Origin of the sequence: Sphingosinicella sp. BN140058 (assembly GCF_004135585.1) — a bacterium.
In the GTDB taxonomy this organism is placed as follows: domain Bacteria; phylum Pseudomonadota; class Alphaproteobacteria; order Sphingomonadales; family Sphingomonadaceae; genus Allosphingosinicella.
The window spans coordinates 2,950,907-2,963,749 of the sequence record NZ_CP035501.1; the positions used below are offsets into that span (position 1 = coordinate 2,950,907).

At 66.1% G+C, this 12,843-nt stretch carries 13 protein-coding genes; 5 read left to right on the forward strand and 8 right to left on the reverse strand.

Features of this window, described 5'->3' with window-relative positions; genetic code table 11:
- Positions 1–11: 11 nt before the first annotated feature.
- The 3 genes from ETR14_RS13375 to mnmA form a co-directional block, all read right to left on the reverse strand.
- Positions 12–335 (reverse strand): polyhydroxyalkanoic acid system family protein, encoded by a 324-nt coding sequence (locus ETR14_RS13375; RefSeq protein ID WP_165356432.1) that lies wholly within the window; start codon positions 333–335, stop codon positions 12–14.
- 137 nt (positions 336–472) lie between these two features.
- The gene (locus tag ETR14_RS13380; RefSeq protein ID WP_129385273.1) at positions 473–1,321 is read right to left on the reverse strand and encodes a pirin family protein; all 849 of its coding nucleotides are present in this window, start codon (positions 1,319–1,321) and stop codon (positions 473–475) included.
- Positions 1,321–2,427, reverse strand: coding sequence for a tRNA 2-thiouridine(34) synthase MnmA (mnmA, locus tag ETR14_RS13385; protein WP_129385274.1), 1,107 nt, complete (start codon positions 2,425–2,427; stop codon positions 1,321–1,323). The genes ETR14_RS13380 and mnmA overlap by 1 nt, the downstream gene beginning before the upstream one ends.
- Positions 2,428–2,529: 102 nt before the next feature.
- On the opposite strand from mnmA, the gene ETR14_RS13390 reads away from it, so the two are divergent.
- Together ETR14_RS13390 and ETR14_RS13395 are read left to right on the forward strand one after the other, a co-directional pair.
- Complete coding sequence (locus ETR14_RS13390; protein WP_129385275.1) at positions 2,530–2,793, forward strand: hypothetical protein; 264 nt, start codon at positions 2,530–2,532, stop codon at positions 2,791–2,793.
- A gap of 108 nt (positions 2,794–2,901) precedes the next feature.
- Positions 2,902–3,201, forward strand: coding sequence for a DUF1153 domain-containing protein (locus tag ETR14_RS13395; RefSeq protein WP_106514098.1), 300 nt, complete (start codon positions 2,902–2,904; stop codon positions 3,199–3,201).
- Between the two features lie 174 nt (positions 3,202–3,375).
- On the opposite strand, the gene ETR14_RS13400 is transcribed toward ETR14_RS13395, so the two are convergent.
- The 3 genes from ETR14_RS13400 to ETR14_RS13405 all read right to left on the reverse strand — a co-directional run bounded on the left by ETR14_RS13400 (position 3,376) and on the right by ETR14_RS13405 (position 4,330).
- On the reverse strand, positions 3,376–3,558 hold the full coding sequence (locus tag ETR14_RS13400; protein WP_129385276.1) for a hypothetical protein: 183 nt from the start codon (positions 3,556–3,558) through the stop codon (positions 3,376–3,378).
- A 106-nt stretch (positions 3,559–3,664) separates the two neighbouring features.
- Positions 3,665–3,808, reverse strand: coding sequence for a hypothetical protein (locus ETR14_RS28370; protein ID WP_165356433.1), 144 nt, complete (start codon positions 3,806–3,808; stop codon positions 3,665–3,667).
- A 117-nt stretch (positions 3,809–3,925) separates the two neighbouring features.
- A complete protein-coding gene (locus tag ETR14_RS13405; protein WP_129385277.1) occupies positions 3,926–4,330 on the reverse strand; it encodes a GFA family protein in 405 nt (134 codons plus the stop codon).
- 211 nt (positions 4,331–4,541) lie between these two features.
- On the opposite strand from ETR14_RS13405, the gene ETR14_RS13410 reads away from it, so the two are divergent.
- From ETR14_RS13410 to ETR14_RS13420, 3 genes are all read left to right on the forward strand, one after another.
- Positions 4,542–7,220, forward strand: coding sequence for a TonB-dependent receptor (locus ETR14_RS13410; protein ID WP_129385278.1), 2,679 nt, complete (start codon positions 4,542–4,544; stop codon positions 7,218–7,220).
- The gene (locus ETR14_RS13415; RefSeq protein ID WP_129385279.1) at positions 7,220–8,308 is read left to right on the forward strand and encodes a Ca2+-dependent phosphoinositide-specific phospholipase C; all 1,089 of its coding nucleotides are present in this window, start codon (positions 7,220–7,222) and stop codon (positions 8,306–8,308) included. The genes ETR14_RS13410 and ETR14_RS13415 overlap by 1 nt, the downstream gene beginning before the upstream one ends.
- A 103-nt stretch (positions 8,309–8,411) precedes the next feature.
- Positions 8,412–9,449, forward strand: coding sequence for a LacI family DNA-binding transcriptional regulator (locus ETR14_RS13420; RefSeq protein WP_129385280.1), 1,038 nt, complete (start codon positions 8,412–8,414; stop codon positions 9,447–9,449).
- Here the strand turns inward: ETR14_RS13420 and ETR14_RS13425 are convergent.
- Positions 9,410–11,038, reverse strand: a complete 1,629-nt coding sequence (locus tag ETR14_RS13425) for a glycoside hydrolase family 43 protein (protein WP_129385282.1) — start codon at positions 11,036–11,038, stop codon at positions 9,410–9,412. The two genes, ETR14_RS13420 and ETR14_RS13425, sit on opposite strands and share 40 nt — an antisense overlap.
- The gene (locus ETR14_RS13430) at positions 11,035–12,282 is read right to left on the reverse strand and encodes an MFS transporter (RefSeq protein WP_243455512.1); all 1,248 of its coding nucleotides are present in this window, start codon (positions 12,280–12,282) and stop codon (positions 11,035–11,037) included. The genes ETR14_RS13425 and ETR14_RS13430 overlap by 4 nt, the downstream gene beginning before the upstream one ends.
- Positions 12,283–12,843 lie beyond the last annotated feature (561 nt).

Consider the following 12,843-nt stretch of genomic DNA (forward strand, 5'->3'; position numbering starts at 1 on the left):
GGGCGCGCGAGTCAGGATTTGCGGCCGCTGCGATCTTCCAGCAATTCATTGCCGTGCCGCCGCAGCAAGCCCTCGATCTGCTTGCCGAAGAAGGACAATACGCCCGGCAGGCTTACCTCCACGCGCACCAGTTTTTCCTGCACGTCGAGGGAAGCGCCGACGGTCTGGCCAAGAGCCGTGATGTTCAGGTTCAGCCGATCGCCGACCCAGTTCTTCTCGACCTGGGCGCCGCTCGGCAGATGATCGGTGAGCTGGCCGATGCCGTTCTGGATACGGCGCTTCGCCTCGGCGGCACCAAGTGCGTGCGGAAGATCGACGGTGATCGGGCTGGCCATAGTGTCTCCTGAACGAGGCGCATTTGGACTGCGTAGCAAGACCATGTGGTGATTGCGGCGCGGACGGACAACGATGTCCCGGTACGGGAACCCGATTGACGGCCTGATGGATGCGCTTGTGGCCGGGAAGCGGCCGGTCAGAGGTGGCCGAAGCGGCCCGCCTGATAGTCCTGCACCGCGGCGACGATCTCCTCGCGGCTGTTCATCACGAACGGACCGTGGGAGACGATCGGCTCCCGGAACGGCGCACCGTGACCGAACAAAATGGTGGCGCCCGCCGGTGCCGCGATCGACACTCCCTCGCCGTCGTCGGCGAACTCGGCGAGGTGGTGGGCGGGAACCGGAACGCCGCCGACCTGCCCCTCGCCGGCGACGACGTAGAGGAAGATGGTGCGGCCGGCCGGCACCGGTATGTCGACCGTGCCGCCAGCGTCGAGCCGCACGGTCATCAGCCGGATGTCGGCGATCGGCTTGATCGGGCCTTCGATTCCGTCCCATTGCTCGGAGACGAGATGCAGGCGTCCCTTCGCGATCTCGACGCTGGGAATGTCGTTGGCCTCGAGACCGACATAAGCGGGGGCGGTCATCTTCAGCCGCGCCGGCAGGTTGATCCAGAGCTGCAGGATTTCGAGCGGCCCGCCCTCCTGCTTGAAGCTATCCGGCGACAGCTCGGCGTGGACGAGCCCGCGGCCGGCCGTCATCCACTGCACGCCGCCGGCATGGATCACGCTCTCGTGGCCGCCACTGTCCAGATGCGAGAGCTCTCCCGCGAGGATGAAGGTCACCGTCTCGAAGCCGCGATGGGGATGCGGACCGAACGGGAGGCCGCGATTCCCCGCCGAATAGACTTGCGGGCCATGATGGTTGAGGAACAGGAAGGGATCGAGATCGGGCAAGGCCGGGCCCGGCAGCGGCCGCCGCGTGACGAGATCGCCGATATCGTCGCGCAGCGCAGGGTGGAGGCGCTTGACCTGGCGGCTCCGCATCAGGCGGGCTCCAGTTCCGAAGCCTGCGTTTCCTCGATCCAGCCGCCGCCGAGCACCCGGTCGCCCGCATAGAGCACCGCCGCCTGGCCGGGGGAGACACCATATTCGGGCGCCTCGAAATGGATCGCCTCGCCGTCGAAGCGGACCGGGGCCGGACGCGCCATCGAGCGAACCTTGGCGGTCAGGCCTTCGCGCTGGTCCTCACCGAGCCAGTTGATTGCGGACAGGCGTGCCGCACGGACGGCGAGCGCGCTTTTCGGCCCCACGACGACGCGCCGCGCTTCGGCATCGATGCGGACGACGTAGAGCGGCTCGGCCTGGCCGCCGATTTCGAGACCGCGGCGCTGCCCGACCGTGAAGTGGATGAGGCCCTTGTGCCGCCCGAGCACATCGCCGTTGCGGTCGACGATCTCGCCTTCCTCGGCCGCCTCCGGACGCACCTTCTTCACCACGGCGGCATAATCGCCGCCGGGCACGAAGCAGATATCCTGACTGTCGGGCTTGTCGGCGACGACGAGTCCGAGATCGCGGGCAAGCTCGCGGACGAGCGGCTTGGGAAGCCCGCCGAGCGGGAAGCGGAGATAATCGAGCTGCGTGCGCGTGGTCGCGAACAGGAAGTAGCTCTGGTCGCGCGCCGGATCGGCGGCGCGGTGCAGCTCGGCGCCGCTGGCCCCCTCCACGCGGCGGACATAATGGCCGGTGGCGAGGCAATCCGCACCGAGATCGCGGGCAAGGCCGAGAAGATCGGTGAACTTGACGCCCTGGTTGCACGACACGCAGGGGATCGGCGTGCGACCCTTCATATATTCGTCGGCAAAACGTTCGATCACGCTGCCTCGAAAGGCGCTTTCATAGTCGAAGACGTAATGGGCGATGCCGAGACGGTCGGCCACCGTCTTCGCATCATAGATGTCCTGACCTGCGCAGCAGGTCTTGGTTCGCCCGATCGCCTCACCATGATCGTAAAGCTGAAGGGTAACGCCGATCACTTCCGCGCCGCTTCGTGCGGCGAGCGCGGCGACCACCGAACTGTCGACGCCCCCCGACATGGCAACGACGATCCTGGCACCCTGTGCGGGCCGGCCGAGCTGAAAATCCACCTGCATATCGGGCGCTTACATAAGAGCGGCGGGTCGCAAAGCCCACCCCTTCCCAAAAAAGACGGTGTCTTTACCCGGTCTTCAACCTTCCCGCGCTAAGGCGGCCGGATGGACCTTGGATTTCTCCGCCGCGCGGAACAGCGTTTCGCCAGCCGCACCGCCGTCGCGCCCGATCCGGGCGTGGTGACCGCGCTGCTGCAGGCGCAGCGCGCGGCCTCCGCGGCGGCGCGTGCCGAGGCGCTGCTCGAGGAGCCCAAGGTTGCCGATCCGATTGCGGAAATCGTTCTCGGCGGCTCCGGCTGGCGGCGCGCGGTCGCGTCACAGCGCGGCTCCTTCAACAGCGCCCTGGCCGGGCAAGACGACGGTAACTGAAATGACCGCGGCGTTTACCTTGCGGTTTCAATCTTCCTTCAAGGCTCGGGGCTTACACCCAATGGGCAGGGGAGCAAGAGTTTCAGGTTTCGCGAGTTTGAGGTGCGAATGATCGAGAATCAGAAAATCCGGCCAGCGCAGGTGATCGGCCCCTTGGGGGAGCCGCTCACTCTCGACTCGCTGCCGCCCGCGGGCACCTCGCGCTGGGTCGTTCGCCGCAAGGCCGAAGTGGTTGCCGCGGTCAATGGCGGCCTGCTCTCGGTCGACGAAGCCTGCGACCGTTATGGTCTGACGCTCGAGGAATTCGCCAGCTGGCAGCGTGCGGTCGATCGCTCGGGCATGCCCGGCCTGCGGGTGACCCGGATCCAGCATTACAAGTCGCTCTACGAACGGCAGCAGAAGTTCTGAGCGGGATGCAGAGGTGGTGCCGCCGCAGGGTGCCAGCTTTGCGAAACAAAAAGAAGCGCTTCGCCGCAATCTGACGCGTATCAGATAGGCGGCCTGTACGGCCCTCCCTCCGCCGCGGCGGCGGGAGGGCTTTTCACGGGTGCCGCATACCGCAGTTGCGCCCGCGGGCGCGGGTCAGCCGAAATAAGGTCGATCGGACAAAGGGCGGGAGCCTGCGACCGAGTCGGTGATCGTGGCGGGACTCCCGCTCTCTTGCGCCGCCTCTGCAAGCCACAGCAATATCGGGTGGATCGGCGCCGCATTCTGGCCGAAGCGACGGGCGCGACGTCCGCGATCCTTGCGTCCGATGGGATGCATTTCTTCACCTCTCCCCTTCGATCCGGGTCCATATTGCGGACTCTCGAGTCAAATGGGATCCTAACGCAAAGCTGATAACGCTAACAGATGCTTTTTGCGTCAGTCGTCATTTTTGCGCCGGAGGAGGCTGGCGAAACGACAGGGGAGCCGAGGCGGCCGCGATTGCGGAATCGCCGCAGCAGGCGCGCGGCGCGGCAAGGCCGAGCTGCGCCACCAGCAGGGTCAGCGTGGCCAGGGCGACGCCGGCCATGCCGATGAGCAATCTCTTTTCCATCTGTGCTACCCTCGGCAATGGCCTTCGGATTGATGACGTCGCCGCGCCCTGCTTCCCGCATCTCCCAGACCCCCATCGGACGCTCCGACCTCTTCAAAGGTAGCGCGTTTCCTCCGGCTCCTGCCACCAGGCGTTGTTGCGCCCATCGCCGATGCGAACCGGCGCTGCAGCCATCTCCGCGGGGCTGGCGTCATCGAGGCAGGCGATGCTGACCGAGACGAACGCGCCGCCGATCTCGGCAACGTCGCCTCGGGAAAACGGAGCGCAGCCGCAGGTGGAACAGAACAGCCATTCGCCTTGCTTGCTGCCGAAGGCGTAGCTGCTGAGCGCCTGGTCGCCGGCAAGCTGCCGGAAGGAGTCCGGCTTGATCAGCGCGTTCCAGTTGCGGCGCTTGGTGCAGATCGAACAATTGCATTTGTTCGTGCCCGCGGCGAGATCGATGTCCGCTTCGAATTGCACTGCGCCGCAATGGCAGCTGCCATGATAGGTCTTCAGCACCGTCTTCTCCTTGCAAAGTGAATGCGCTGAAACGCCTACCAGCACCCTGCTGACAGCGTGCTGTCAGCAATGCTCCCTCGGCAACAATGCCGCTGTGTCATCCGGGTGTCCGCAAGCCGAAATTTCTCCGCAATGGAGCGGCCCCAAAAGCGCAACAGAGCGCCTCTATGGGCACCCCCGAAGGCCATCCGGCCTGGGGGAGAAGTACCACATGTCGCAACGATCCCGCCTGCTTTGGGCGACCCTGCCGTTCACCCTGGCCACGCTGGGCAGCGCACAATCCGCGCACGCGCAGGCCGCGGCCGCTACCGCAGCCGACGCCGCCATCTCCGCAGACCCGGCGGCATCGGGCGTCGAAGGCGGTGCAGACGAGGAAATCGTGGTCACCGCCACCTACGCGCGCAGCCTTGCCGCGGCGACCGAGACCAAGCGCCAGGCGGCCTATGGCGTCGACTCGATCAATTCGACCGACATCGGCAAATTCCCGACCCAGAACGTCGCCGAAGCGCTGCAACTCGTCACCGGCGTCGCGATCACGCGGCCGCGCGGCGAGGGCCTGTACGTCAGCGTCCGCGGTCTCGGACCGCAATTCCAGAGCACCCTCGTCAACGGCCGCACCGTCGCGATCAACGACCTGATCGAGAATGGCGGCGCCAACGGCCGCCAATTCCGCTTCGAAATGCTGCCGGCGGAGTTCGTGTCGCAGATCGATGTGGTCAAGACGCCGACTGCGGACATGACCGAGGGCGCGCTCGGCGGCAATATCGAGGTCAAGACCTTCCATCCCCTGGATGTGGGCGACCGCACCACCGTCAATCTGCGCGGCACCTACACGACCCTGACCGAGAAGGTGAAACCGAACGCGACCATCCTGAGCAGCAAGGTAACGGAGGACGGCACGTTCGGCATCCTCGCCGCCGCCCAATATTGGGGCAAGCAGGTCCGCAACGATCGCTTCATGAACTTCGGCTGGAACCTCGACAAATTCGCCTCGGTGCTCGGTACCGGCTTCTATACGCCCACCCGCACCCGTCCGACGATCGAGACCGAGGATCGCAAGCGCATCGCCGGCTTGATCTCGGCCCAGTGGCGCCCGTCCGACGAACTGGAAACGACGCTGGACGTGCTCGCGACCCGGCTCGACGTCGCCTATGATGAATTCGGGATCGACATCTATCCGGACGACACCAGCGTTGCCGGCCACCGCCCGGTTCTCGTTCCCGGATCGGTGAAGCTCGACGGCAACACCGTGGTTGCCGCAACGATCAACGACGTCCGCTTCATGGCCTCGCGCGAATACAGTCTCAACCGCCACGATCTCATCACCGCGGGGCTCAAGCAGGTGTGGAAGCCCCAGGATTGGACCATTACGGCCAACCTCAATTATTCCTACGCCCACAGCTACCATCCAAGCTACGCGGAAGGGACGGTGCGCAGCCGCGCGATGTTCTTCGCGCCGCTGACCTATGACGCATCGGGCGGCTACAAGACGCTGCCGACGATCACCACCACCAAGGATCTCACCGATCCCGCCAATTACGTCCTCTACCCCTTCAACATCGCGCCGAAGAACAGCAAGGATTGGGACGCCTATGGCCGGCTCGACGTCGCGCACGATTTCGAGGGCTTCCTCACCAGGCTCGCCGCCGGCGGCGAGTATCACTGGCGCAAGCGCGACTATCGACGGCGCGATTTCAACGTCAATTCGGCCAACAACCAGCCGCTGACCAGCCTCGGATCGAACGCGTACGAGACCATCCCGTACGATGATTTCCTCGATGGAGTCTCGGGCAACACGCCGCGCAGCTGGCTGGTGCCGATCACCGGCGCTTTCTACGACACGCTGTTCACCGACGCGATCGCAAGCGCACCGCTGACCCCGGGCGATCTGCGCGCTTCGTACATCGTCGAGGAGAAGGTCGCGGGCGCGTATGTCCGTGCCGATTACGGTTTTGCGCTGGGCAGCGTCGACGTCACCGGCAATCTGGGCCTGCGCTACGTTCACACCGACCAGGTGGCGAGCGGCACGCTCACCATCGGGACGGCGCCGACGCCGGCAAGCTTCCCCAAGACGTTCAACAACTGGCTGCCGAGCTTCAACCTGCGCGCCGCGCTGACGCCCGATCTGATCGCCCGTGTCGCGGCGAGCCGCGTGCTGACCCGCCCCAACGTGACCCAGAGCGCGCCGCAGATCAGCGTCTCCACCGACGCGCCGACCGCGAGCGGCGGCAATCCGGATCTGAAGCCGTTCCTCGCCACCCAGTTCGACGCGTCGCTCGAATGGTATTTCAACCGCAAGGGCTCGCTCACCGGCGCCGTCTTCTACAAGGCGATGGACGATTACATCACCGCGCAGAACATCAACATCGAGATACCGGGACGCGGCACCGTTCTGCTCAGCACCCAGGTCAATGGCGGCAACGCCAAGGTCTGGGGCGTCGAGGCCGCCTACAACCAGGTGTTCGATTTCCTGCCGGCGCCGTTCGACGGCCTCGGCATGCAGGCCTCCTACACCCACACGTCGGTGGAGGCGAACTACACGGCGGGGGCGCGGCCGATCGTCGACCAATTGATCGGTCTGTCCAAGAACAGCTTCAACCTGGTCGGCTTCTACGAGATCGGCCCGCTTTCGGCCCGGCTCTCCTACGTCTGGCGCGATCGCTATCTGGCAGGCACCGGCAGCACCACGCAGGCGCCGACCTATGTCGCGCCGGTAAGTTCGCTCGACGGCAATCTGTCCTACCGCGTGACGCCCAAGATCACCCTCAGCCTCGAGGCGATCAACATCGCCGGCGCCAAGGTCTATACCTATAATGACGACGATCTCCGCTTCGGCGAGATCAACTATTACGGGCGTACCCTGCTCGCCGGCGTGCGGGCGGAATTCTGATGGTGACGGCGCTCCTCGCCGCCGCTGCACTGGCCTCGGCCGGTGCGGCGACTCCGGCCGCGATGAACGACATCCAGGTCGTCGGTTCGCACAACAGCTTCAAGGCCGCGATCCCGGCGGCCGTGATGGCGAAGATCCGGACGGCAGACCCGAAGCTGGCGGACGGGCTCGATTATCATCATGTCCCGCTCGCCGCCCAGCTCGACGCCGGCGTTCGCCAGATCGAGCTGGACGTCTTCGCAGATCCCGCCGGCGGCCGTTATGCCGATCCGGCGGGGGAGAAGATCGCCCGCGCAGCCGGGGAGAAGACCGGCTTCGATCGGGAGGCCATGCTGAAGCCCGGTTTCAAGGTCTTCCACATTCCCGACATCGACTATCGGAGCACTTGCCCCACCCTGGTCCGCTGCCTGGCCGATGTGGACGCCTGGTCGCGGGCCAATCCGGGCCATCTGCCGATCATGATCACCATCAATGCCGCCGACACGCCGTCCGGCCGCCCCGGTATCTCCGATCCGCTGTCGCTCGCCGATCCCGTCCTGCTCGACGCCCTCGATGCCGAGATCCGGGCGGCGCTGCCCGGCAAGAGGCTGATCACGCCGGACGAGGTGCGGGGCGATGCCGCAACCTTGCGCGACGCGGTGCGCAGCCGCGGCTGGCCTTCGCTCGCCGCGACCCGCGGCCGCATCTTCATCCTACTCGATGTCCGGCCGGCGGTCTCCGATGTCTACCGCGCGGGCCATCCGTCGCTCGCGGGACGGGCGATGTTCGGCTGGTATTCCGAGGATCAGCCGGAAGCCGCGATCCAGATCGTCCAGGATCCGCTGATCGAAGGCGATCGCATCCGGCAATGGGTCCGCGACGGCATGATCGTGCGCACCCGCACCGACGCCAACACGGTCGAAGCGCGTCGCAGCGATCTCGCCAAGGCACGCGCGGCGATGGCCAGCGGGGCGCAGGCGATCAGCACCGATTATTATCCGGGCGCGCCGGATCCGCTGAAGCTCGGCTTCGTGGTGACGCTGCCGGACAATGCCATGGCCCGCTGCAGCCCGGTGCGCGTGCCGGAAGGATGCGCGCTCGCCCCGTGACGTGCGGCGCGTGGTCTTGTTTAAGATGACGACGTCGCCCCTTTGCGGGCGAGGCGCCATGCCGTAGGCGGGACGCTCGTGCGGAGGCCGGGCAAAGAGGGGCATGGCGAAAAGCGGTCGGGTGGAGCGGGGCGCGACGATCGTCGACGTCGCGGCGCATGCCGGCGTGTCGGCGATGACGGTGTCGCGAGTCATCAACGGCCGCAGCGGCATTCGGCCGGAGACCCGCGCCGCCGTGGAGCGGGCGATCAAAGCGCTCGCCTACACGCCGAACACCGCCGCCCGCAGCCTGGTGCGATCGGCCGAGCTCCGCATCGGCATCATCTATTCCAATCCCAGCGCCGCCTTCATGAGCGAGTTCCTGACCGGATTGTTCGAGGAGGCCTCCTCCAGCGGCGCACGCCTGGTCCTGCTCAAGGGGGAAGGCGGGCGCCCGCCCACTGCGGCTGCGCTGACCCGCTTCGCCGCGTCCGGCTTGTCCGGCGTCATCCTGGCCCCGCCGCTCGGGGAATCGCGTTCGGTGCTGGGCGCGGTGCGCAAGTGGGGGATCCCGGTCGCGGCGGTCGGTGCCTATGATGTCGAGGGCGCCACCTGCGTCAGGATCGACGATCGCGCAGCCGCCTGCGAGATGACTCGGCACCTGATCGATCTTGGTCATCGCCGCCTCGGCTTCGTGCTCGGCAATCCCGATCAGGCGGCGAGCGCCGAGCGGATGGCCGGCTTCTACGACGCGGTGCGGGCCGTCGACGGCGTCAGCGTCACCGTCGCGCAGGGCGATTTCAGCTATGCCTCCGGGCTCGTCGCGGGCGAGCAATTGCTCTCCGGACCGGAGCAGCCGACCGCGATCTTTGCCAGCAATGACGACATGGCGGCGGCGATCGTCTCGGTCGCGCACCGGCGTCACCTCGACGTGCCGGCCGAGCTGACCGTTGCCGGCTTCGACGACACCAGTGCGGCGGTGACGCTCTGGCCGCCGCTCACCACCGTGCATCAGCCGGTGCGGCGGCTGGCGGCCGAGGCACTATCGGCCGTCATCGCCGAGGCGCTTTGCGGCGCAAACGCACCGTCACCAAGGCTGCTCGAGCACGAACTTATCAAGCGTCAATCGGCCGCAATGCTGTCGGTGTCCTTCCCTTCGTAGCGAAACCAGGCGAAATCGGCCGGGAGCGCCGCGCCGGACATGTCCTGACACGCCATGCCAACGAAGCCACCGGTGAAGTTGGGCAGGCCGGGCACCGTCACCTCGTCCGACAAGATGCTCGCATCGAGAGAGTTGGGGAGAAATTGCCATTCTTCCGACCCGGCCGGACGCCAGGCGAAGCGAAGCACGTCGTGATCGACATCGGCGCGCAGATCGATCGGTCCGTCCGGAAGCAGTGCCACGACCTCGCTCGTACAGCCTTCGTCTGCCTGGGCCGACATCAAGGCGAGCTGCCGTCCCTCGTCTCCCCGGGTGACATGGAGATAGTGGAATTTGGTGCTGTTGTAATAGCAGACCAGGCCCGCCGCCTGCTGGAAGTGCGCCGGTGCGAAGTCGATCCGGGTGGTCGCACGATAGCGGAAATGCTCCTGCCTGCGCGCGACCAGAGCCTGGTTGAAGTGGCTGCCGATCGTCTCGCGCCCCCAGAAACGCAGCCATCCGGGTCGCGCATCCAGGCTGAAAAGAAAGGCGGGATCGGGCGTGCGGAGCCATTGGAACTCGGCCGGAAGCTCCGCGCTCCTGAACGTGCCGTCACACCCGGCATCGGGCCACGGCGCCGGGGCGAGCGCCGGCCGCGGCGGGGAAGGGTCGGGCGCGGCATCTGCAGTCTCGGTGCGCAGCCACCCGTCGGCACCCCAGCGCATCGGCTGCATCGCGGTCTCCCGGCCCATCGGGCAGCGCTCCCGGCCGGGAAGGGGGCGGCCGCACAGATAAGCGAGCCAGGTGGTTCCATCGGGAAGATCGACGAGGTCGCCATGGCCGGCGCGGGCGAGCGGCGCGTCGCGGCGACCCGCCGCCGTCAGCACTGCGCCATCGGGATGAACCTCGTACGGCCCGAACAGCGCGCGCGAGCGGGCCATCACCACCGCATGATCCCACCCGGTGCCGCCCTCCGCGACCAGCAGATGATACCAGCCGTCACGCTTGTAGAGGTGCGGCCCTTCGGTGAAGCCGCGTTCGGTGCCGGTGAAGATCAGCCGCCGCTCGCCGACCAGGCGAAGAGACGTGCGATCCAGTTCCTGCGCGACGATGCCGGCGAAGCGGCCGCGGCCGGGACGATGGTCCCAAAGCATGTTGAGCAGCCAGCTGCGGCCGTCGTCGTCGTGGAACAAGGCCGGATCGAAGCCGCTGCTGTTAAGATGGATCGGATCGGACCAGCTGCCGTCGACCTGATCGCAGACCACGAGATAGTTATGGAAATCCCGCAAGGATGCTCCGGCCGCGCCGGTGACCGTCGTCCGGCCGTACCGCTTGACGTCGGTGTAGACGAGCCAGAAGCGGCCATCGGCATGGCTCAGATCCGGCGCCCAGACGCCGCAGGAATCGGGGGCACCACGCATGTCGAGCTGTGCCGCTCGTGCCAGCGGACGAGCCGCAAGGCGCCAGTTCACCAGATCGCGGCTCTGATGGATCTGAACTCCAGGATACCATTCGAAGGTCGAGGTCGCGATGAAGATGTCTTCGCCGACGCGCACGATCGACGGATCGGGATTGAACCCGCGCAGGATGGGGTTGCGAAGGAAAGTCATGCCGGCTTGCGCACCAGGGTCCAGAGGATGGCGGCGCCGATGAGATCGAGGACGCCGAGCAGGAGGAAGAAGGGGCCGTAGCCGACATCGTCGACCAGGCCGCCGAGCAGCAGCGAGAAGACCAGGACTCCGAAATTGCCGGCAAGCCCCGCAAAGCCGGTGGCGGTCGCCACCTCGTTGCGGCGGAACAGGTCCGAGGCCATGGTAATGACCGACACGGACAGGGTCTGATGCGCGAAGCCTCCCAGGCAGAGCAATGCGATTGCCGCATAGGGGCTCGTGACGGAGCTGACGAACACCATCCCGATCATCATGACCGCTCCGATCGTGAAGGCCGAACGCCGGGCATTGACCAGGGAAACACCGCGGCGATTGAGGAAGGCGGCGACAAACGGCCCGAACAGGCAGCCGAGATCGGCGGCGAGGAAGGGGAGCCAGGCGAACAAGGCGATCTGGGTAAGATCGAAGCCGCGCTCGCGCGCCAGGTAGAGCGGCATCCAGAAGGACAGCATGCCCCAGACCGGATCGGCGAGCAGCCGGGGCAGGGCTATTCCCCACAGATCCCGGCGCCGCAGCAGCGACGGAATGGAGGCACGATCGCCGACGGCCGCAAGCCGCACCTCCTGCCCTTCGGAGATAAGGGCCTGCTCCTTCGCGCGGATGAAGCGATGGCGCTGAGGCGTGTCGTACCAGAGGAGCCAGGCGACGACCCAGAGAAGGCCGATCGCGCCGGCTACGAAGAAGGCCAGGCGCCAGCTGTGCAAGGCCACCGCCCAGGCGACGAGGCCGGGCGCCAGAATCGCGCCGAACGAGGCGCCGATATTGTAGATGCCGCCTGCCAATCCGCGCTCGCGCGCCGGAAACCATTCGGCGATCAGCTTCTGACCGGCGGGCTGCGCCGAGCCTTCGGCGAGGCCGAGCATGCCCCGCAGCATGGCAAAGCCAAGCCAGCCGTTGGCAAAGACATGCGCCATGGTCAGCAGCGACCAGAGCGCCGCGCAGGCTGCGAAGCCGAGGCGAAGCCCGGCGCCATCGAGCAGATAGCCCGCCAGCGGCTGGAACATGATCCCGGCCTGGAAAGCGCCGGTGATCCAGCCATATTGCTCGGTGCTGATCGACTGTTCTTCGAGGATCAGCGGCGCCGCAACTCCGAGCACGGCCCGGGTCAGATAGTTGAGCACCATCGCGCCGACGAACAGCGCCATGATCGTCCAGCGCAGGTGAGGAATGCCGGGCCTGGTCAACCGCGATCTCCGTTAACGTGAACATTCCTCTCCGGGTCTCGAGAGCCGAGTACCGGCAGGGCGGCGTTAGAGCAGCCCGGCCATGGTGTCTGCCGACTCACACGCGCAGAAACAAGCCCCTCGTTTAGCAAAAGACACCTATTTGTCCGAGTATTGACAAGGTCCAGGAGGCGGCTTAGCGTTCATGTTAACGTAAACATCAACGGCTTGAGTCAGGTGTGGCTCATGATGATGAACAACGAGCGACTCGATGCAATCGAGCGAGGCGAGCGCCAAGAGGCGCCAGGAGAGGATCTTATGCGAATGATGACTACGCACGGCAATTAGTTCCAAATTGCCGGGTATTGCCATTGATCATCCGCTTGCAGCGCCGCGCGGTTCTGCAGGCGTCGTGTGGTCATGACCGATTCGGCAGGTAATCAGACCATCATCTCCGGCGATCACGCATGCGTGCACTGGCGCGTCGAATAAGTTCGGCGGGCGCGGGCGCTGCTCGCCCGATATCCAACGGCCATCGACATAACATGCAAGGAGGGAGGCAGCCAATGTATCTTCAACAGG